This is a genomic window from Arcanobacterium phocae (assembly GCF_018913465.1).
GTDB lineage: Bacteria > Actinomycetota > Actinomycetes > Actinomycetales > Actinomycetaceae > Arcanobacterium > Arcanobacterium phocae_A.
The window spans coordinates 281,079-300,094 of sequence record NZ_JABAPM010000001.1; the positions used below are offsets into that span (position 1 = coordinate 281,079).

18 protein-coding genes are annotated in these 19,016 nt (G+C 49.3%); 10 read left to right on the forward strand and 8 right to left on the reverse strand.

The window, feature by feature from the left end; translation table 11 throughout:
• Nucleotides 1-120: 120 nt before the first annotated feature.
• From KSO86_RS01330 to galE, 4 genes are all read left to right on the forward strand, one after another.
• A complete protein-coding gene (locus tag KSO86_RS01330; RefSeq protein ID WP_216431742.1) occupies nt 121-2,391 on the forward strand; it encodes a bifunctional metallophosphatase/5'-nucleotidase in 2,271 nt (756 codons plus the stop codon).
• Nucleotides 2,392-2,549: 158 nt separating this feature from the next.
• Nucleotides 2,550-3,959, forward strand: coding sequence for an NAD(P)/FAD-dependent oxidoreductase (locus KSO86_RS01335; RefSeq protein ID WP_216378256.1), 1,410 nt, complete (start codon nt 2,550-2,552; stop codon nt 3,957-3,959).
• Between the two features lie 220 nt (nt 3,960-4,179).
• Nucleotides 4,180-5,652: a galactose-1-phosphate uridylyltransferase gene (locus KSO86_RS01340; RefSeq protein WP_216378255.1), complete on the forward strand. Its 1,473-nt coding sequence runs from the start codon at nt 4,180-4,182 to the stop codon at nt 5,650-5,652.
• Between the two features lie 31 nt (nt 5,653-5,683).
• The gene (gene galE / locus KSO86_RS01345; RefSeq protein ID WP_216378254.1) at nt 5,684-6,697 is read left to right on the forward strand and encodes a UDP-glucose 4-epimerase GalE; all 1,014 of its coding nucleotides are present in this window, start codon (nt 5,684-5,686) and stop codon (nt 6,695-6,697) included.
• Between the two features lie 76 nt (nt 6,698-6,773).
• Here the strand turns inward: galE and galK are convergent, their stop codons facing one another.
• The 5 genes from galK to KSO86_RS01370 all read right to left on the reverse strand — a co-directional run bounded on the left by galK (nt 6,774) and on the right by KSO86_RS01370 (nt 10,378).
• Complete coding sequence (gene galK, locus KSO86_RS01350) at nt 6,774-7,910, reverse strand: galactokinase (RefSeq protein ID WP_216378253.1); 1,137 nt, start codon at nt 7,908-7,910, stop codon at nt 6,774-6,776.
• Between the two features lie 70 nt (nt 7,911-7,980).
• Complete coding sequence (locus KSO86_RS01355) at nt 7,981-8,676, reverse strand: MgtC/SapB family protein (protein ID WP_091280682.1); 696 nt, start codon at nt 8,674-8,676, stop codon at nt 7,981-7,983.
• A 79-nt stretch (nt 8,677-8,755) separates the two neighbouring features.
• Nucleotides 8,756-9,175: an arsenate-mycothiol transferase ArsC gene (locus tag KSO86_RS01360; protein WP_253281424.1), complete on the reverse strand. Its 420-nt coding sequence runs from the start codon at nt 9,173-9,175 to the stop codon at nt 8,756-8,758.
• Nucleotides 9,168-10,073: a permease gene (locus KSO86_RS01365; RefSeq protein WP_216378251.1), complete on the reverse strand. Its 906-nt coding sequence runs from the start codon at nt 10,071-10,073 to the stop codon at nt 9,168-9,170. The genes KSO86_RS01360 and KSO86_RS01365 overlap by 8 nt, the downstream gene beginning before the upstream one ends.
• Complete coding sequence (locus KSO86_RS01370; RefSeq protein ID WP_216378250.1) at nt 10,070-10,378, reverse strand: ArsR/SmtB family transcription factor; 309 nt, start codon at nt 10,376-10,378, stop codon at nt 10,070-10,072. Before KSO86_RS01370 ends, KSO86_RS01365 begins: the two co-directional genes overlap by 4 nt.
• Before the next feature lie 260 nt (nt 10,379-10,638).
• Here KSO86_RS01370 and brnQ (KSO86_RS01375) point away from each other — a divergent pair, with 260 nt between their 5' ends.
• From brnQ (KSO86_RS01375) to brnQ (KSO86_RS01385), 3 genes are read left to right on the forward strand one after another with little or no spacing between them, the layout of a single operon-like run.
• Nucleotides 10,639-11,967 (forward strand): branched-chain amino acid transport system II carrier protein, encoded by a 1,329-nt coding sequence (gene brnQ / locus KSO86_RS01375; RefSeq protein WP_216378249.1) that lies wholly within the window; start codon nt 10,639-10,641, stop codon nt 11,965-11,967.
• A gap of 50 nt (nt 11,968-12,017) precedes the next feature.
• Nucleotides 12,018-13,331: a branched-chain amino acid transport system II carrier protein gene (gene brnQ / locus KSO86_RS01380; protein ID WP_216378248.1), complete on the forward strand. Its 1,314-nt coding sequence runs from the start codon at nt 12,018-12,020 to the stop codon at nt 13,329-13,331.
• Nucleotides 13,331-14,656, forward strand: coding sequence for a branched-chain amino acid transport system II carrier protein (gene brnQ / locus KSO86_RS01385; RefSeq protein WP_216378247.1), 1,326 nt, complete (start codon nt 13,331-13,333; stop codon nt 14,654-14,656). Before brnQ (KSO86_RS01380) ends, brnQ (KSO86_RS01385) begins: the two co-directional genes overlap by 1 nt.
• Here brnQ (KSO86_RS01385) and KSO86_RS01390 read toward each other — a convergent pair.
• Entirely contained in the window at nt 14,646-14,993 is a 348-nt protein-coding gene (locus KSO86_RS01390) for a NifB/NifX family molybdenum-iron cluster-binding protein (RefSeq protein ID WP_253280479.1), read from the reverse strand. The genes brnQ (KSO86_RS01385) and KSO86_RS01390 overlap by 11 nt on opposite strands.
• Before the next feature lie 211 nt (nt 14,994-15,204).
• Here KSO86_RS01390 and KSO86_RS01395 point away from each other — a divergent pair, with 211 nt between their 5' ends.
• Genes KSO86_RS01395 through KSO86_RS01405 form a run of 3 tightly spaced genes read left to right on the forward strand, consistent with a single transcriptional unit; the run spans nt 15,205 to nt 17,431 of the window.
• Nucleotides 15,205-16,017 (forward strand): transporter substrate-binding domain-containing protein, encoded by an 813-nt coding sequence (locus KSO86_RS01395; RefSeq protein ID WP_216378245.1) that lies wholly within the window; start codon nt 15,205-15,207, stop codon nt 16,015-16,017.
• Nucleotides 16,014-16,682 carry an amino acid ABC transporter permease gene (locus KSO86_RS01400; RefSeq protein ID WP_091280699.1) on the forward strand — a complete coding sequence of 223 codons (669 nt, stop codon included), beginning with the start codon at nt 16,014-16,016 and terminating at the stop codon, nt 16,680-16,682. The genes KSO86_RS01395 and KSO86_RS01400 overlap by 4 nt, the downstream gene beginning before the upstream one ends.
• Nucleotides 16,682-17,431 carry an amino acid ABC transporter ATP-binding protein gene (locus KSO86_RS01405; protein ID WP_216378244.1) on the forward strand — a complete coding sequence of 250 codons (750 nt, stop codon included), beginning with the start codon at nt 16,682-16,684 and terminating at the stop codon, nt 17,429-17,431. Before KSO86_RS01400 ends, KSO86_RS01405 begins: the two co-directional genes overlap by 1 nt.
• Before the next feature lie 59 nt (nt 17,432-17,490).
• Here KSO86_RS01405 and KSO86_RS01410 read toward each other — a convergent pair whose 3' ends face one another.
• Together KSO86_RS01410 and KSO86_RS01415 are read right to left on the reverse strand one after the other, a co-directional pair.
• Nucleotides 17,491-18,306 carry a hypothetical protein gene (locus KSO86_RS01410; protein WP_216378243.1) on the reverse strand — a complete coding sequence of 272 codons (816 nt, stop codon included), beginning with the start codon at nt 18,304-18,306 and terminating at the stop codon, nt 17,491-17,493.
• Nucleotides 18,303-19,010, reverse strand: a complete 708-nt coding sequence (locus tag KSO86_RS01415) for an ABC transporter ATP-binding protein (protein ID WP_216378242.1) — start codon at nt 19,008-19,010, stop codon at nt 18,303-18,305. The genes KSO86_RS01410 and KSO86_RS01415 overlap by 4 nt, the downstream gene beginning before the upstream one ends.
• Nucleotides 19,011-19,016: the final 6 nt, after the last annotated feature.

Sequence of the window (19,016 nt, forward strand, 5' to 3'; positions counted from 1 at the left end):
CATCAGACTATCAGTTTACAAATCAATTAAACATTTTTAACAGATCTCTATTGTTCACAACGCTGTCAAATTGTTAGTCTGGAACTGTTTGCTTTGAGATCTAATCGATGGAGATATGATATGCGTAAACATTTATCCCGCCCGTTGTGCGGTGCAAGTCTAGCGATAGCGCTAGTCCTTGCGCCAACGTCAGCTTGGGCAGACGAGACAACGAATACTGCTAGTGCAGATAGCAGTGACATTGTCACTCTAGACCTTTATAACCTAACCGATATTCACGGACATATTGAAAAGGTCGCCAAAACTGATAAAAAGACTAAGCAAGAAAAAGTCAGCGAATCTGGTATTCCAGCAGTGCAATGCTATTTGCAAGATGCGTACAAGACCAATCCGAAGTCTACTCTGACACTTTTGGGAGACAACATTGGTGCGTCACCGTATACTTCTGGCTCCCAAAAAGATAACCCAACGATTGCAGCTTTAAACCAATTGCCAGTCATCGGATCGACTATTGGCAACCACGAATTAGATCTTGGTCAGCCGGTTTTCAAACAGCGCGTAGACGGAAGTAACACGAAAGAATTTGTTAAAGTTGGCTTCCCGTATCTTGGTGCAAACGTTAAGGGAATGGGGACATACAAGGTCGGCGATAAAGATATCCCGTATTTGAAAGATTATGCTTTGGCCGATCTTGATGGAATTAAGGTTGCATTCATTGGCGCTATTGCGCAAGATGTGCCTTTTAAACTCAGTCCGGACACCACTAAAGGATTGACCTTCGAAGATCCGATCGCTGAGATGGGACGTCTCGCTAAGGAACTTAAAGCCAGCGGAGAGGCTCAGATCGTCGTTGCAATGCTTGACGACGACGTTAAGAATAACTATCCGAAGATGCCTGCCGAAATTGACGTATTGATGGGCGGAGATACCCACGTTCCATACGAATTCGACAAGGTTGATTCTGCAGTTAAGCTCGATTCGGTTAATCCGCTACTTGCTGGAATCTCTTCCGGATCATATACCGATAACCTCGGATTGGTCCGTGTGGAATTTGATAAAAAAGCCAACAAAGTAGTTAAGGCAGATTCGATCTTAATTCCAGCGCAGGAAGTCGTAGAAAAGAGTAACCCCGACTGCCTCGAAAATGCATCAGCAGCAAAAGTTGTTAAAGCTGCCCAAAATGCAGCTAAAGAAGCTGGCAAAGTTGAGATTGTTTCGGGCGTAAAAACACAGTGGAATCGTGGCGTTTTCTTAGAGCCCGGAAAAGAACAGCCTGAGCCAGGGTCGAACCGCGGTGTTGAATCTACTCTAGGGAATCTGGTAGCAGATTCGATTCTTGACCAGGTTACGATCGATGGTACAACTCCCGTTGATTTCGGCGTCGTTAATGCCGGCGGATTGCGGGCCGATCTTGTCCCAACCAACGGTGTGCTCACATACGCTGACACATATAAGGCACTGCCATTCTCAAACGAACTAGGTTATGCGCCTATGACGGGTAAGCAATTCAAGCAGGCACTTGAAAATCAGTGGAAAACTAACTTGAATTCACAAAACTCCCGTCCGATGTTGCGGTTGGGAACGTCGTCAAACCTCACGTACACCTACGATGCAACAAAGCCTGCCGGCGAGCGGATTACGTCGATTTTGCTTAACGGACAGCCAATGGACATGGACAAGACGTATAACGTTGGCTCCATGACATTTGTTTTGCAAGGTGGCGACGGCTATTTTGAGAAAGGCTTGACTGTAAAGACATTCGGCGAACTCGATCGCGACGGTTTCAACAAGTATTTGAAGAAGATCACCGGACCGAAGCTCACCTCCGCCACACTTAAGCGTGGAGTTGGTATCACATTGCCAACAGAAGTTATCTCTGAAGGTGCTGATATCACCATTCCGTTGCGGGGACTTTCGTTCACTGAAGGTAATGGAATGACCAAGCAGGCAACCGTTACTGTCGGGACGGCATCACAAACAGTCGCCGTTGATAATGCGCTTCTTGAGCCAAATGCTGAAAAAGAAACATCGGTAATCACCACTGACGGTGCCGGACAAGCTTCTGCTACATTGCCTACTGCAGGTATCTGCCAGGCAGCTACCGGCGTTGTAGACATGCCAGTTACAGTCGCTACCGACTTCGGAACTGTTGTGACCAAGGAAGCTGGTTTAACAGTCAAAGTTGATTGCGGTAAGAATGCGCAATCGGATACGGCAGGAAAGACTCCGCAGGATCAAAAGGATGGAAAGAAGCCCGGATCAGATGAGTCGAAGACTTCTAAGCTGGCAAAGACTGGTTTTGCAGGTGCGCAGATAGCCGGACTGGCAGCACTGATGTTGCTTGCTGGTGGCGTTCTTATCGGTTCGAAACATCGCCGGTCAATGAACTGACAGTAAGCCCAATTTAATAGCTAAGCCGCACCGAACAGTCTTTCGGCGCGGCTTAGCTTATTTTAATAGTTATAACCATAACAATTTACGCAACGATTACTGTGCGTAAATCGAGTAGAGTAGTGCATTGATTGGAATACCTAAGTAGGGGAGAAAGAGTGTCTCAACATCGAGTAGTTGTTATCGGATCAGGATTCGGCGGCTTATTTGCAACCAAAGCCTTACGTAAGGCTAATGTGGACGTCACGATGATTTCTCGGACGACTCACCACTTGTTCCAACCCTTGCTGTATCAAGTAGCAACCGGTATTTTGTCACCAGGTGAAATCGCTCCAACTACTCGTGAAATCCTCTCCAAACAGCGTAATACGCAGGTGCTTTTGGGTCTCGTTGAAGACATAGACGTTGATGCTCAAGAAGTTGTATGGCGTTACCACAACCGTGAAGTGCGCACCGGCTACGATTCGCTCATCGTAGCTGCTGGAGCCGATCAGTCTTATTTTGGCAATGACCAGTTTTCTCGCTATGCTCCAGGCTTGAAAACGATTGACGATGCGCTAGAAATTCGCGCCCGTATTCTAGGCGCTTTCGAAATAGCAGAGTTAGAAGATGATCCGCAAAAGCGCCAGGATATTCTGACGTTCGTCGTCGTCGGCGCAGGACCAACCGGCGTTGAAGTTGCCGGACAGATTCGCGAACTTGCTTCCAAGACCCTTAAAAAAGAATTCCGCAACTTTGATCCGCGTGATGCTCGCGTGATCCTCGTTGACGGAGCGGATCATCCATTGCCGCCATTCGGCGAAAGTCTTGGCAAGCGCACACGCAAAGCACTCGAAAAGCTTGGCATTGAAGTTCTGATGGGACAGATGGTTGTCGGAATGACGGATCGTACCGTGACGTTGCGTGATCGAGAAGGTAACGAACAAACAATCAATTCGATCTGCAAGGTGTGGTCAGCTGGCGTCCAAGGATCACCGTTGGGTAAGAAGCTACAAGAACGCACCGGAGTTGAGCTTGATCGTGCCGGGCGCGTGCGGGTCAATCCAGACTTGACGATTCCGGGCCATCCTGAGATTTTTGTTGTCGGTGACATGATGTCACTCGATGGCGTTCCAGGTGTAGCCCAAGGTGCAATCCAGCCAGGGCGCTTTGCTGCTCAAGCGATTATCGACCGGCTTGCTGGAAAGCCTACTGCAGAGAAATTCGAATACAACGACAAAGGTTCCATGGCCACAATCGCCAAATCCAAAGCAGTCGTCAAAATTGGCAAACTAGAATTCGATGGTTTTATTGCCTGGCTAGCCTGGTGCGTCCTCCATATTTTGACGCTTTCCGGATTCAAGACACGTTTTTCGACGTTGATGCGGTGGGCGATTAGCTATTTGTCCAATGCTCGTTCCGCGCGTTCGACGACGAACCAGCAACTCGTTGGGCGGCTTGCGTTAAAAGCATTAGGAGACCATGCTTCTGGACATCTCATTTTGGGTGACGTCGATCCAGAACCACTAGCGAAACTTGCTGAAAAAGCATCCCGTCAGCAGCTTGACGATAATAACGCCAATAGCTAAGCGAAAATGCTGGGAGAATTCCTGAGGATTCGGTAGTTCTCACGAGCATTATACGGACATTACTTGGAGAGATAGATTCCAGGTAATGTCCGTTTTCGTTATTTGGTGAGGAAGTATTAGGTGCGTCGTCGAAAAAGATAACGGAAAAGCGGTTTATAGGTGAACGAGCGCACACATCAGGGGTACATTATGATTGTAATGAATCCGAAAGTGAGCCAACATGAATGAATCAATCTACAAAGCCGTAGATCAACTCATCGATTATTCACGCAAACACCTAGCGTTAGATCCTCGAAATGAGGATTATGTTCGTAACCTTATTTTTGCGATCTTTAGCCTTGATGGTTACCGTCCTACCGGGGAAATATGTACCGATGATAAGCCTGATAAAGTAATCGCAGATTTTACACACGCATGTGTAGAAGCAGGTTTAATCTCCGAGCAAGAGGAAGTTGCCTTAGCAGACCGTGTTATGGGAATCCTGTCCCTGCGTCCCGCTGAAATAGATGACCGCTACCAAGCCATGGCAGCGGAACACGGCGGAATGGCAGCGATGCGCTGGTTCTATGACTATTGTGTGGCAAACCATTACGTCAAACGCGCAGTTTTAGATAAGAATCCGCGTTTTGACATCGGGAAACTTACTATCACCATCAATTTAGCGAAACCTGAATTTCGAGATCCGAAGAAAGCAGCAACTGGTAACTCAGTAGCCGGTGGCTATCCGCAATGTGTCATCTGCCATGAGAATGAAGGGTTTGCGGGACGACAAAAAGCGACTTTGCGTACCGTTCCACTGCACTTAGACGGGCAAGAATGGTTCTGGCAGTTCTCTCCCTATGGGTATTTTGATCAGCACGGAATTGCAGTGAATACTGAGCACACCCCGATGCATATCGATCACCGAACTTTCTATCGTCTGATGGATTTTGTGGATCAATTCCCGCAGTACTTTATTGGTTGTAACGCCACGTTGCCGCGCATCGGGGGCTCTGTCCTGGGACACGACCACTACCAGGGTGGTGGGGAAGTACTACCGATGCAAAAGGCATCAGCAACTGCTACGTTCACGCTAGCGGATGAGCCCGACGTCGTCGTTGAAATCGTCGATTGGTTCTCAACTGTTGTGCGCGTTGTGGGCCGTGACAGAGATGCAGTGGCGCGTGTTAGCGCGCGGATATCTGATGCTTGGGAGAGCTTTTCGGAACCAGAAATCGGTATCATTCCGCGCGATCAAGACGGTATCCATTCTGGCGTGTCTCCAACGTGTAGTGTGACCGACCGTGGCTATGAGATGAGCATTATTTTCCGGTCGAACATCACCAGTGAAGAATTCCCGGCAGGCGTGTTCCATGCGCATCCAGAATTCTTCGCTATTAAACAGGAATCTATTGGGCTTATCGAAGCTCAAGGCCTCTTTATCCTGCCTGCTCGATTACAGCGACAGCTTGGCATCCTGGCAGACGCGATTGAAAAGGGGCATGAGCTTCCAGCGGAGATAGCAGAGTTCTCGCTTGTTGATTCGGAAGTTCGTGCTACGTTGCAAGGTAGCCAAGAACGCTCAGCTATCGATGCTGCGATTCGCGAAGAGCTGGGTAGTATCTGCGAACGCATCTTGACCAACACGGCTGTGTTCAAAGAAGAGCAGAGACTGGTATCGTTCCTAGAAAATCTCGGTATGGTTAAGCTTTAAACGGGCAGAATAACAATTTTAAGGAGCTAATATGACAACGGTTTTGGTCGCCGGTGGGGCTGGTTTTATCGGCACTCACACTACGGTTGAACTCTTGAATAAAGGGTACGATGTGGTGTGCGTGGATAATTTTTCAAATTCTTCGCCAGAAGCGATTAAGCGAGTTCAAGCGATAACGGGTAAGAGCCTGCGGTTCTATGATGCTGACGTTCGCGATGCGAATGCGCTCAACGAAGTGTTTACCGAAAACGAGATTGATTGGGTCATTCATTTTGCTGGGTTCAAGGCTGTCGGCGAATCGGTTGAAAAACCGCTCGAATACTATGACAACAACATCGGCGGTGCGTTGTGCTTGCTACAGACCATGCGCGAACACGGAGTGAAGAAGTTCGTCTTTTCGAGTTCCGCAACCGTCTATGGCGAGACAACTGATTTGCCATTGACGGAAGAATCTCCGGCAGGTCTTGCCACTAACCCATACGGATACACTAAGGTTTTCGAAGAGCAGATTTTGCGCGATCTATACAAGTCTGATCCGTCATGGACAGTTGTTATTTTGCGCTACTTCAACCCGGTGGGCGCTCATGAAAGTGGTTTGATAGGTGAAGACCCCAAGGGTATTCCAGCGAACTTAACGCCATACGTAGCGAAGGTAGCAGTTGGAGAATTGGACCGGGTACGAGTATTTGGTGACGATTACGATACCCCAGACGGCACGGGTGTTCGCGACTACATCCACGTTGTGGATCTTGCACGCGGTCACGTGGCCGCTACTGACAATATTTCTGAGCCAGGCGTTTACGTCTATAATTTGGGCACGGGACATGGGTATTCGGTGCTCGATGTTATTAAGGCATACGAGCGTGCTGCAGGTAAGGAAATCCCATATGAGGTAGTGCCACGACGTGCTGGTGACGTCGCTGCAAATTATGCAGATCCATCAAAGGCCCGCAGAGAATTGCATTGGGAAGCTACTCATACCATTGAAGATATGGCAGAATCCTCGATGCGTTGGCAGACGGCTAATCCGCAAGGTTACCGCTGAATCTAATAAAACTGCCGCACCAGCTAATCGGTGCGGCAGTTTTTCTATACGGTTGTGCTCATTTTAGGTTGTTGTGCTAGAGACGGCTAGCTCCTGAGCTGGCATTCGCGATAAGGAACGCTGGTTCGGGGAATCCTCGAGCAATGCTGGTTTCGCGGATGCCTTCGATCGCTTGTGTCATATTGGCTGAGTCGATGAGCGCGATGGCTGACCCGCCGAAACCGCCACCGGTCATGCGAGCGCCGAGCGCTCCGTATTCCAGAGCAGTATCAACGACGCAGTCGAGCTCGGGGCACGACACATTGAAATCGTCGCGTAGCGACCGGTGCGATTCATAGAAAAGCTGGCCAAGCTTCACGTAGTCGCGCTCAGCAAGAGCAGCAACGGCTTGCGTGACTCGCTCGTTCTCGCTGACAACATGGCGTACCCGTTGTTGTAGTAGTGGCGGTAATGATTCAAGCTGATCGAGTCGGGCTTCCCGCAGGGAGTTCAACCCGAGAAGGTCTGCAGCTTGATCACATTCTAGGCGTCGGTTGCCATATTGTCCGTCAGCTAAAGAGTGCTTTGCTCGGGTATCAATGACTAGGATGTGGAGGTCATCGTCATTGAACGTTGCATCGATTAGCGTCTTAGTATTGGCATCAAAATCTATGAGAACAGCTTTGCCGTCTGCGCCGAAAACGGAAACAGTCTGATCCATACCGCCCGTTGGTGCTTGAGCAACTTCATTTTCTGCCTGAATGCAGGCCTGAACAATGCGGTCCTTATCAGTTTCGGAAAGCGCAAATGCGCTCGCGCATTCGATTGCTGCGGAGGACGATAAGCCAGCACCCAGCGGAACACATGATGCAAAAGCGGCATCGAATCCATGATCTATTCCTAGTGCCCATGCCGGACCAGCCGCATAGTTCACCCATGAGTTGGGCATTCCTGGCTTGATATCAGCTAGGTTTCCCTCCCAGAGTGCCCCTTGATCTGAAATGAGGCGTACCTGCGAATCATTGCGCGGGGTTAACGCAATGAAAGTGCGGTGTGGCAACGCAATAGGCAGGCATAGACCATTGTTGTAATCAGTGTGCTCGCCGATGAGATTGACCCGACCAGGAGCGCTAGCGAAAACAGTTGGCTCAGTATCGAACGTAGCATGAAAGAGTTGGCGAACTTTGGCTGTCCCGTCATCTGTGGACCATGCTGTGTTGAGTTGTGTTGACATCGTTGTCTCCATCATACGAATGTGTACGCTTCTGAACACGCCACGAATAGTACGAGCGCGCAGTGCATTGTTAATCTAATTCAGCCCGGGTCACTTCGTCAACTGCGTTAACGCCCTCGAGGCTGGCTAACCGTTCGTGAAGAGTATGACGGGGGTAGGGGCCGTCGAATTTCATGACGGCTCGCATGCCAGTGCCATTTTCAGTTTCGATCACTGATGTTGAATTCACCATGACTTTGTATCCTAAGCTAGTAGCTACTACGAGGATACGACGCATGACTCCTAGTCCAGCTTCATATTCGACGACGGTGCGGTCTAAGTGGTGGGTGCTGGGAATTTTGTTGGCTAGTGGGCCAATAGCGAAGATAAGCAAGTAGTGGATAATAAGCGTGGCGACGGCAAGAAGTGACATGCCGGCACCACAGGCGACGCCAATTGCCGCCGAGATCCAGATTGTTGCGGCTGTGGTGAGACCTTTAACCGTATCGTTATTGACAAAAATAACGCCTGCGCCAAGGAAACCAACTCCGGAAACGATTTGAGCAGCTAGACGAGAAGGATCAAGTGGAACAGTTGTTGAAGAAAATCCGTGAATTGATACGAGGGTAAATAGACAGGCACCCATGCCAACGAGCACATGTGTTTTCACGCCGGCATCTTTATTGTGATAGTAGCGTTCAACGCCAAGAAGGAAACATAAAACGGTGGTGATTAGCAGGCTTACTGCGCCGGTCATAAAATCTTCTACGCTTAGTACGTTCCACATGTTTTCAGCTTTCCTCGGAGCGGTTACTTCCTATCTACACATTATAGTGTGCCTTTAATGTAGGTTAGGAAGATTGGAGTCACTGAGCTAACATGATCCGATTGATCAAATCTGTTACCCGGTCGGCAATATCATCTCGAATGATTCGGACGTGGTCCAATGATTGATTAGCAGGGTCTGATACGTCCCAGTCTTCGTAATGTTTTCCGGGATAGATTGGACAAGTTTCACCGCACCCCATGGTAATCACCCAATCGGCCTGTTCTAGGACATCATTAGATAGCAGTGCCGGTTTTTGATGAACACTCAGACCGATTTCTGCAAGCGCCGTGACCGTTTGCGGGTGGACTTCATCAGCTGGGGTAGTTCCTGCTGAGAGCACAGTTACGCGTGGGTCTTGACTCGCTATTGCGGCAGCCATTTGCGAACGTCCAGCATTTTGTTTGCATGCGAATAGAATGGCGGGGTGGGACATGGATTCTTCTTCCTGGCTAGACATAAACAATATTGAACAAGTAACCGATCGCCATGATTCCAATCATGACGGTGACAAAGTAGAGAACAAGAAGGCGTGGTTTCATCACTCGTCGAAGCATTATTGCTTCGGGAACCGATAATGCTATTGCTCCCATCATAAAAGACATGACGGTTCCCAGTGGGATGCCCTTTGCCCACAGTGCTTGATCGATTGGGACGACTGCACCACCGTTGGCATACAGCGGGGTACCCAAGATAGTTGCTAGAGGAACTGCAAAGAGATTATCTGCCGTAACATAATCAGCGAAGTAATGAGCTGGCACCCAGCCATGGATGACAGAGCCAAGGGCGACGCCAAAAATAATCCAGGGCCAAACTTTGCCAACTATGCTTTTTACTTCGCCCCATGCTGCCGTGCGCCGTTGCGCTAGTGAAGGAGTTTGCGTTGCCATTCGCAACAGTCCCACCGGCGTCGTCAAAACAAAATCTTCCACCCATTTTTCTAGTGGCAAGAATGACGCGACCCAGCCAAGAAACATAGACAAAAGAACCGCCGTTAGTACGTAGGCTAACGCGACGTCCCACCCAAACTCGATACCAATAAGCACCGCTGCTGTTTCGCTAATAAGGGGTGAAGAAACCAAGAAGGTTAAGGCAATTGGTATGGGGACGCGAGCAGAGATGAAACCGATGAACAACGGGATTGAAGAGCACGAACAGAACGGGGTAACGGCGCCTAAGACAGCGGCGAGGAAAAGGCCGAGGAAAAGTCCACGAGCTGCTAGGAAGTCACGGATTTTGTCCATGTCGGTGCTTGCGCGCAGGAAGCTGAGCGCAAAAATGATTGCTATGAGAAGAGCAAATATTTTGATGGTGTCGACAAGGAAGAAAGTAAGGACGTCGTAGATAGGTGAATTCATACGCTTTGGTCAGTGGTCGGAGCAGAAACGGGCAGGCAGTTGTGGAGACGATCGAGGATGCCAGGAGCTAGCTGGTAAAAGACACGGCGCCCCCGGCGTTCACTGACAACAAGTCCGGCATCTCGCAGAATGCGAAGATGATAGGACAAGAGGTTGTCTGGGATAGGAGGGGTCGTTTGGAGGTTGCATACGCATTCTCCACCAGCACTTAAACGATGAAAAATGTCGAGCCGAATCGGATCGGCAAGGGCACCAAATAACGCGCTTCCTTCGGCAATTTCGGTTGCAGTTATGTTAGTATCCATCAATACCTCAAATTATTTTGAATCAATACTTCTTGAAATGATAAAGCATTAGATGCAAGTTGTCTAATATATCGACGACTACGACTACCAATGAATGAACCGCAGGAGAGTGGATGTGACTCAGAGCAATGTGAATGTCTCACAATGTGAACGATATGTCACGAAGAAGGGTGCCAAGTTGGGCATCTTTTAGTCAGATCCCTATTCTTAAAGTTATTGAGCTATATCTGGAACATAGTTTTGAGACGAGAGGGGGCGCGATGACAGCGAACAAGCGCACTATATTGATCGCGAGCTTAGCTTTATTTGCCATGTTTTTCGGCGCTGGAAACCTCATCGTCCCGGTGATGATAGGTGCACATGCTGGTGTTAACTCATGGAGCGCAGCTCTCGGATTCGTCTCAACCGGAGTGCTATTACCCGTGTTGTCAATGGTGGCGATGTCAACCAAGCGTTCACGTGAAAAGCGCTTAGCTGATCGACTCGGCGCTCGGCTCGGTCTGGTCATTACTACCTTGATTTTCCTTTTCACCGGTATGGTGTACGCGATTCCGCGGGTGGGTGCGGTCAGCTACGAAATGGCTATCGGTCCCTTCATACCGACGGCGAATCCATGGGCCAGCACAATAGCTTTATTTGTCTATTCAGCGTTGTTCTTTACCGTTGCATCCCTTTTAGTGCTACGGCCTGCCATGGTTATGAAAGGGGTGGGAGCCTGGCTGACCCCGGCGCTTCTTATCCTCTTATTCGTTGTGATCGCCGGGGCATGGACGCTTCCAGTGGTAGATATAAAACCAGATCCGAACTATGCACATGCGCCTATAACAGAAGGCTTTATCCAGGGCTATTTCACAATGGATGCGCTCGCGGCATTAATGTTTGGTGGCGTAGTGATCGGTAGCTTGAAAGCTGCAGGTTTGTCAAAACAGCAGGTACATCGCGGAACTGCGGTAGCCGGACTGCTAGCCGGCATATTTCTCACCATTGTTTATGTTGGTTTAGTACGAGTTGGACAGGTAGGAACAGGCGAGAACGGAGCTACACTTACTGCGCATGTTACTCGGGAATTGTTTGGTCCAGTTGGACAAGGGGTGTTCGGGCTAATCGTTATTTTGGCTTGTTTTACTACCGCTATCGGCTTGTTGGACGCATCAGTTGAGTATTTCCATGAGCTAGTTCCGGCCATTACTCGCTCGCAGTGGCTACTCATTGCTGCCGTGGTCTCCTTTTCTCTCACCAATTTAGGGCTGACGCGCATTCTTGCTATCGTGGCACCTGCGAATCAGTTCCTATATCCACTTGTCATGGTTCTGGTGATCGTGTCACTGGTGGATTTGCTGGTACCTGCACAGCTGTATTTCGCTTATCGTATTCCAGCGTGGACTACTGCTGTTTTAGCTCTGTTAGAAGCTTTATACACAACGGAGGCCAAGTTTTTTGCGCCGTTACGCTATCTGCTCGACTCGTTCCCTGCCGGGCATCTGCAGATGGCATGGGTGGTTCCGGCGGCGGCTGCATTACTTATCGGAATTGGCCTAGATTGGCGACGACTTACCAAGGGGCGTTTAGCCCCCGCCTCCGTTAGCTAGATATTTTTATCTGGCGTCGTCGTTATTACGTCAATTGTTAGGTCTTTATTATGTTTTCTCACTCAACTAAATCAATCATATTTGCTGGTTTTGCACTATTTGCAATGTTCTTCGGAGCTGGAAATCTGATCCTTCCGGCAATGATCGGGGTAGAAGCAGGTGGTTACGCCTACCCAGCTGTCTTTGGTTTTGTACTTACCGGTGCAGTGCTAACTGTGGCCGGAATGATAGCTGCCGGTTCGCTTAATCCTGGAGAAACCCGGCTAGCTGACCGAGTAGGTCCGCGTTTTGGCCTTATCTTTACCACAGTATTGTTCGTTGCCACTGCGATGCTCTACCCAACTCCGCGAGTAGCCGCAGTCAGCTTTGAAATGGCGGCAGTGCCGATAGTGGGTTCCGGTCATCTCCAGCTGTTTTTCTATACTGTGGTTTTCTTCGGAATCTGCTATGTCTTGGTGCGCCAGCCAGCAAAAATTATTGAGCGCATCGGTGGATTCTTAACTCCGGTTCTCATCGTATTGTTGATTGCGCTCGTTGTAGCTTCCTATACCTTGCCAGACTTAAACCACGAACCGATAGAGCGTTATGTACATGCTCCCATCGCAAATGGACTTATCGAAGGCTATTTCACGATGGATTCCTTAGCGACGCTCATGTATGGCCCGGTGATCGTAGGAGCTTTAGCTGCAGCTGGTTTTTCGGGAGCTAAACTTCGCCGAGGAATGGCCGGGGCATCGATCCTCGCAGGATCATTATTGGCAGCTTGCTACATCGGGTTAGTTCACTTGGGAGCGGTTGGCAATGGTGCCAACGGTGCCGTTGTTGTTACGTCGGTTTCCCATGAACTGTTCGGGCGTACTGGGCAGCTTGTTTTTGGACTGATTATCTTCCTTGCATGTTTGACGACGGCGTTGGGCTTGCTGGCATCGTCGTCGGACTACTTCCACAAACTGTTCCCGAAGATCTCGCAACATACATGGTTATTAATTCACTTGGCGGTTGTTTTTCCGCTGTCTAATCTTGGTCTGGAAACAATTTTGTCGCTGGTTGCACCACTGAACCAACTTCTGTACCCAATCACGATTTCCATCATCGTGGTTGCCTTGCTTGACATGGCCCTGCCGAAGTCTCGTACATTGGTGTGGTCATACCGGCTAGGAACATACACCGCCGTGGTGCTGGCAATTCCCGAAGCTCTCAACTCAACTGGGATACGTGCTTTTGCACCGCTTCGTACCGTACTAGACCTATTCCCGATGGGGCACCTGCAGATGGCGTGGGTTGTTCCCACATTAGTAGCAATTATTATTGGCTTGCTTTACGATCTTGCAGGTGATCGGGCGCGCCGCACAGTGGAGACATAATGACGCCGAATCGGCTAATCCTCGTCACTAGTTTGGCATTATTTGCCATGTTCTTCGGCGCCGGAAATCTTATCATTCCGGTGATGATTGGAGTTGACGCGGGACATCTTTCGTGGATAGCTGCGATCGGTTTCATCTGTTCTGGGGTCCTGCTTCCGGCGATGTCCATGGTGGCGTTAGCATCTAAACGCAAGGAAGAGAAACGGTTAGCTGATCGGCTCGGAGCGCCGATAGGCCTGGTGTTAACAACTGCGATTTTCTTATCCTGCGGAATGATCTACGGTATTCCACGAGTAGGCGCCGTCAGCTTCGAATTTGCGGTGGCTCCATTGGTGAATGATTCACAGTGGGCGTTAGCGATTTATCTCTTTGTCTTTTTCGCCGTCGCTTATACGTTGGCTCGGCGGCCAGCGAAAATGGTTCGCCACATCGGGATGGTGCTGACCCCGACCCTGCTCGTTTTGCTAGCGGCCCTCGTGATTGCATCATTTACCGTGCCGGTGATCAACACAGAAGCCTCAGCGCAGTTTTCATCATCGCCAGTTGCCGGTGGTTTTATCCAGGGCTATTTCACGATGGATGCATTAGCTGCACTTGTTTTCGGCGGAGTTATTGTGGCATCGTTTGCAGCCGCAGGACACGCCGATCGGCAGTTGCAAAAATCTACAGCACTAGCTGGGGTTACTGCGGGGTTACTGCTATCTGTGGTCTATCTTGGGTTGATTCGCGTTGGACTAGTAGGCTCTGGATCCAACGGTGCTGAAGTGATTTCCGGTGTTGCTCATCAAATTTTTGGACGCTCGGGCCAAATGCTTTTTGGCGCCATTGTTGTGCTGGCATGTTTGACGACGACGTTGGGTCTCATCGCAGCTTTTGTGCATTACTTCCATGAGCTGGTGCCGAATGTGTCGGCGCACGCTTGGCTAGTCATATGTGTCTCGGTCTCATTCGCATTGGCGAATTTGGGGTTGGAACGTATCTTGGCGGTAGTCGCGCCACTTAATCAGTTGTTGTATCCCATGGTCATTTGTCTGATCGTGGTGTCTCTAGTAGATCTTGTTGTGCCGATCCGATTGTTGTGGAGCTACCGTGCATCAGCCTGGATTGCGGGAGTACTTGCAGTAGTTGAAGCTCTCTATACAACAGGGATTTCGCTGTTTGTGCCAGTGCGTGAGTGGCTTAATCTTCTCCCTATGGGACAATTGCACATGGCGTGGGTAGTGCCAGCACTTGTTGGTTTGTTTGTCGGGGTTGGCATGGACTATGCCAACCGTAATGGGCACAGTAACCGCGCCAACCCCGACGATAAATTTGTTAGAGCGTAGCAGCGACGTTGAGAGCTGCCTGACGGGCATCACCAATAATATCTATGACTGGTTTGACGCCAAGTTTCGTGATGGTGTTGAGCATTGGTGCTCCCATATGTCCGGTGATTACGACGTCGATATTGTGCTCTCGCATAAAGCGCACGATTCGAGCGTGATGGGTTCCTTCTGGCCCCTGACCGTGAAGCGCATCCCAGCCAACTTCGTACTCGTCCCAGGAAACGATAGTGTTGTCAGTAATCGTAGCAACTGCCATGGTATGAGCTTTGCCCAGTCCACTTCCTACGTGTGTTCCGTTAATGTTAATTGCAATATGAAGGTCTGTAGTACGTATCATGGCTCTCATTATAGGCGTGAGTGTTGACAGAAGCGCGCCAATCATTTGAAAATTAAAACATGCAGATTTCCAGGTTCTTTATAACAAACGCCAGCTTGTGGGCGCAAACCTGTATGTTTTCTGTCATTTGTTGTGGCTAATTAATAAGCGCATTCTATTTTCTTCGTCTGTTTTAAGTGTTCACGTTGTCCCTGTGTTAAGAAAGAGATCTATGTCTATCACAAAACGAGCTAGTTCCCTTATCGTTGCTGCCTTAGCACTTGTTGCATGTTCTACATCGGCATCAGCTCCTTCTGGAAAACTGTTGGAAGAAACGCGAGAGACGCGAACCATTATGGTTGGCACTGAAGGCACATACCGTCCGTATTCGTATACTGATGAGAAGGGGAATCTCACTGGTATCGAAATTGATATCATGAAACTTCTTGCCCACGATCTTGGGGCGGAAGTTAATTTTACGGTGGCTCCGTGGGATGGATTGATCGCCGGGGTTGATGCAGGAAAGTATCCGGTTGTCATTAATAATCTGGCGGTATCATCGGAACGTCAGGCAAAATATGATTTCTCCCAACCTTATACTCGTGATGTGGGGCGTTTTGCGGTTCGGCAGGATTCCCCATTAGTATCGATCACTGACCTCGCTCATCACAAAGCGGCGCAAAGTACCACCTCGAACCTAGGAATGCTGGCGCGGGATAAGTTCAATTTGGACATTCTTCCTGTTGATGGTTTTGCCCAGGCAATAGACCTCGTCGCTGCCGGCCGTGCTGACACAACGCTCAATTCGTTAGTGACATTTAAGCTCTATCAAGAGAGTAATCCGGATGCTTCGATCCGTCTGTTAGATGGTGAAGTTGAAACCCCAGGATGCTGCTCGATCCTGGTTAAGAAGGGTGAGGACGCATTTGTGACTGCCTTGAATGATGCTATCGAGAAGCGTCTTGAAGATGGCTCGATCGCTGAGATTACCAAGAAATATGTCGGTGAAGACATTTCAGCACGCCCCCAGGTGAAGGCAAAATGAGCAACGCTATCGATTTATGGATTCAATCATTCCCGACGCTATTTGCAGCTACAGTGACGGTCACTATCCCGCTGGCTGTTATATCATTTATTATTGCTCTCATGCTCGGAGCGATGGTAGCAGTTGTACGTTTTGAACGCGTGGTCGTGCTAGCCCAATTAGGGGCCATTTATGTGTGGATTTTCCGTGGCACACCGTTGCTTGTTCAACTTTTTATTGTCTTTTACGGATTACCACGTGCTGGAATTGTCCTCGATGCGTGGCCGGTCGCCATCATGACGCTAGGCCTGAACGCTGGTGCATATACTGCTGAGGCGTTGCGGTCCGGTCTAAAATCTGTTCCGCATGGACAGTGGGAAGCTGGGCAGTCGTTAAATCTGTCGCATCGTCAAATCTTGTGGTCGATTGTGGCACCGCAGGCGTTCCGAATTGCTATTCCGCCACTTTCTTCAGATTTCATTGACTTGGTGAAGGGAACATCTCTGGTTTCTTCGATTACCCTTGTCGATGTTTTCTTACGAAGCCAGCAATTGGCTGCAGTAACCTTTGAGCCGTTACTGTTGTATGTGGAAGTGGCATTTATTTATCTCGTTATTAATTCTGCGCTTACTGCGGGTCAGCATTGGCTTGAGCGGCGCACATCTAAGTACGTGGAGGCACGCTGATGATGCGAGTCGATTCGTTAACAAAACGTTTCGTATCAAAAGATGGGGACGACGTCGTTGCGCTCAACGCAGTGAGTGTCGATTTTGATCCGCAGCAGACAACCGTGATCTTAGGCCCCTCTGGTTCTGGTAAATCGACGTTGTTACGTACCTTGAACGTGCTAGAAACGCCAGATGCTGGAACACTGACGGTTAGTGACCGCACTGTTGATTTTTCGAAGGCAGTGACGGCGGAAGACAAGCGTGCGATTCGCCGTCATTCCGCAATGGTATTCCAAGACTTTCAACTGTTTTCTCATCTGCGAGTCATCGATAATGTTGCGCTAGGGCCAATAAAAGCGCTGGGCTTAGACAAGTCTCAGGCCCATGACCGGGCACGAAAACTATTAGCACAGGTAGGCCTTGCTGGCCGTGAGGATTCGTATCCCTACCAGCTTTCCGGCGGACAAAAACAGCGAGTGGCCATTGCACGTGCATTGGCTATGGAACCGGAGTTCTTATTGTGTGATGAGCCGACGTCGGCACTCGATCCGGAGTTGGCTGCGGAAGTCCGCCGGGTACTTGCCGAGGTTGCTCGCGGCAATACTGCCTTAATTATGGTGACTCATGATTTGGCGTTCGCTCGCAATATCGCTGATCGAATTATTTTCCTAGCAGATGGGACAATTGAATTTGACGGCTCAGCGGACGAGTTTTTTGAAACTACGCAAGAACGGATCGTCCAGTTCCGGCACGTGTTCGATTCCTAATCGTGGAATTTAGCTATATGTATGGGAGGTAGCGAATGCGCTACCTCCCATACTGCTAGCTATCGTAGCGAAAGGTGGTTGCGTAGCGATCGGATACCGAGCCAAGCAGCAAGAGCTGCGAGGGCGGTAGAGGAGAAGATGATTCCCATCCCAATGATCGATGGTTGGCTTCCCGCGTTAACTGCATCGATAAAATCGGTGAGCATTATCTGCCAGGTAAATGTTCCGTCTGATAATTTGATACTCCCTGGAATGAGTAGCATGGCAGGCAAGCTTGTTACTTGATAGAGGATGTAGTAGACGACTAAGCCAATTGCTGGCGCAGTAAAACCGTGCCGGATGTATTTATCTTGTGCGCAGTAGCTTATTGTTCCAGCTACGCCGATGATGACGCTGATGCAGTTCACCAACATTGCAATAAGCCCGATGATTATCAACGCCGAAGGCGTTGCAGAAATAAGATCGTATGCTGAGTTCAGAGAATCTCTGAGAGACATCTTGATCCGCCAACCACTTGCGATGACATAGATCAACATGCTGATTGCGCTCACGATCAGAGAGACGACCAGTGCGCACACGGCGTAGAGAACTTTTGCCCAAAATAGCTGTGCGGCTGTGGCTGGTATTTGGTGCGTAAAGTACCCGGTATCGGTGTACATTGATGTCCAGTAATGTATTGCAACCATAAGTAAAGTCAGCATCGGGGCTGCGATGGCGCCAATAAAAATGACGAGTTGAGCAACTGTGCTGATGGCTGGTATTCCGGTAGCGGTGATACCTAGTGAAACGAGGGCACTGAGCAGGACGATTCCTAGTAAAGACGCGATCTTCCGGCTTTGATCTAGATGCTCTTGATAGAAAAGTTTGGACATCATAGTAAGATTCCTTTCCGGCAGATCTGATCAAGTGACATGTTGTATTGTTCGCGAAGGTCGTCGATCAGGTCGTAACAGACAAGCTTTCCGTTGTTGAGGATCACGACGTCGTCGAGAATCGGTTCGACGTCGGCAACGAGATGTGTTGAGATGAAGAGGAGAGCGTCGTCGTCAAAGTTGCGCAAAATTCCTTCTAGAATAGTGGCGCGAGTGGCTGGATCAACGCCAGAGATGGGCTCGTCGAGTAAATACACGTGAGCTTTACGGGCCATAACCAGCGCTATCTGGACTTTTTCTCCCATGCCTTTAGACATCTCTTTTAATGTTCGATTGAACGGTAGCTGAAAGAACTCCATCATGTCGTGAGCTTTGTTTGCATCGAAATCAGCGAAGAACCGCTGATAGAGATCGATGGCTTGGGGGATTGTCAGTGTCTGGTTGAGAAAGCCTGTTGCTGGGAGAAAAGCAACGTGAGGCTTTGTGTGTATTCCGGGTTTGTGTCCGTTGATTGTTACGCTTCCGTCCCAGTTAGAAAGGACGCCTGCTAGTATCTTAAAAAGAGTTGTTTTTCCAGAACCGTTGTTTCCAATCAGACCGGTTATTTTGCCTCCAGTCAGATCTAACGATAGATCGTTGATTGCGCGGTTACGGCCAAATTTTTTGGTCACGTGGGATATCTGGATCAGCGGATTGCTATGCTCCATAGTGTC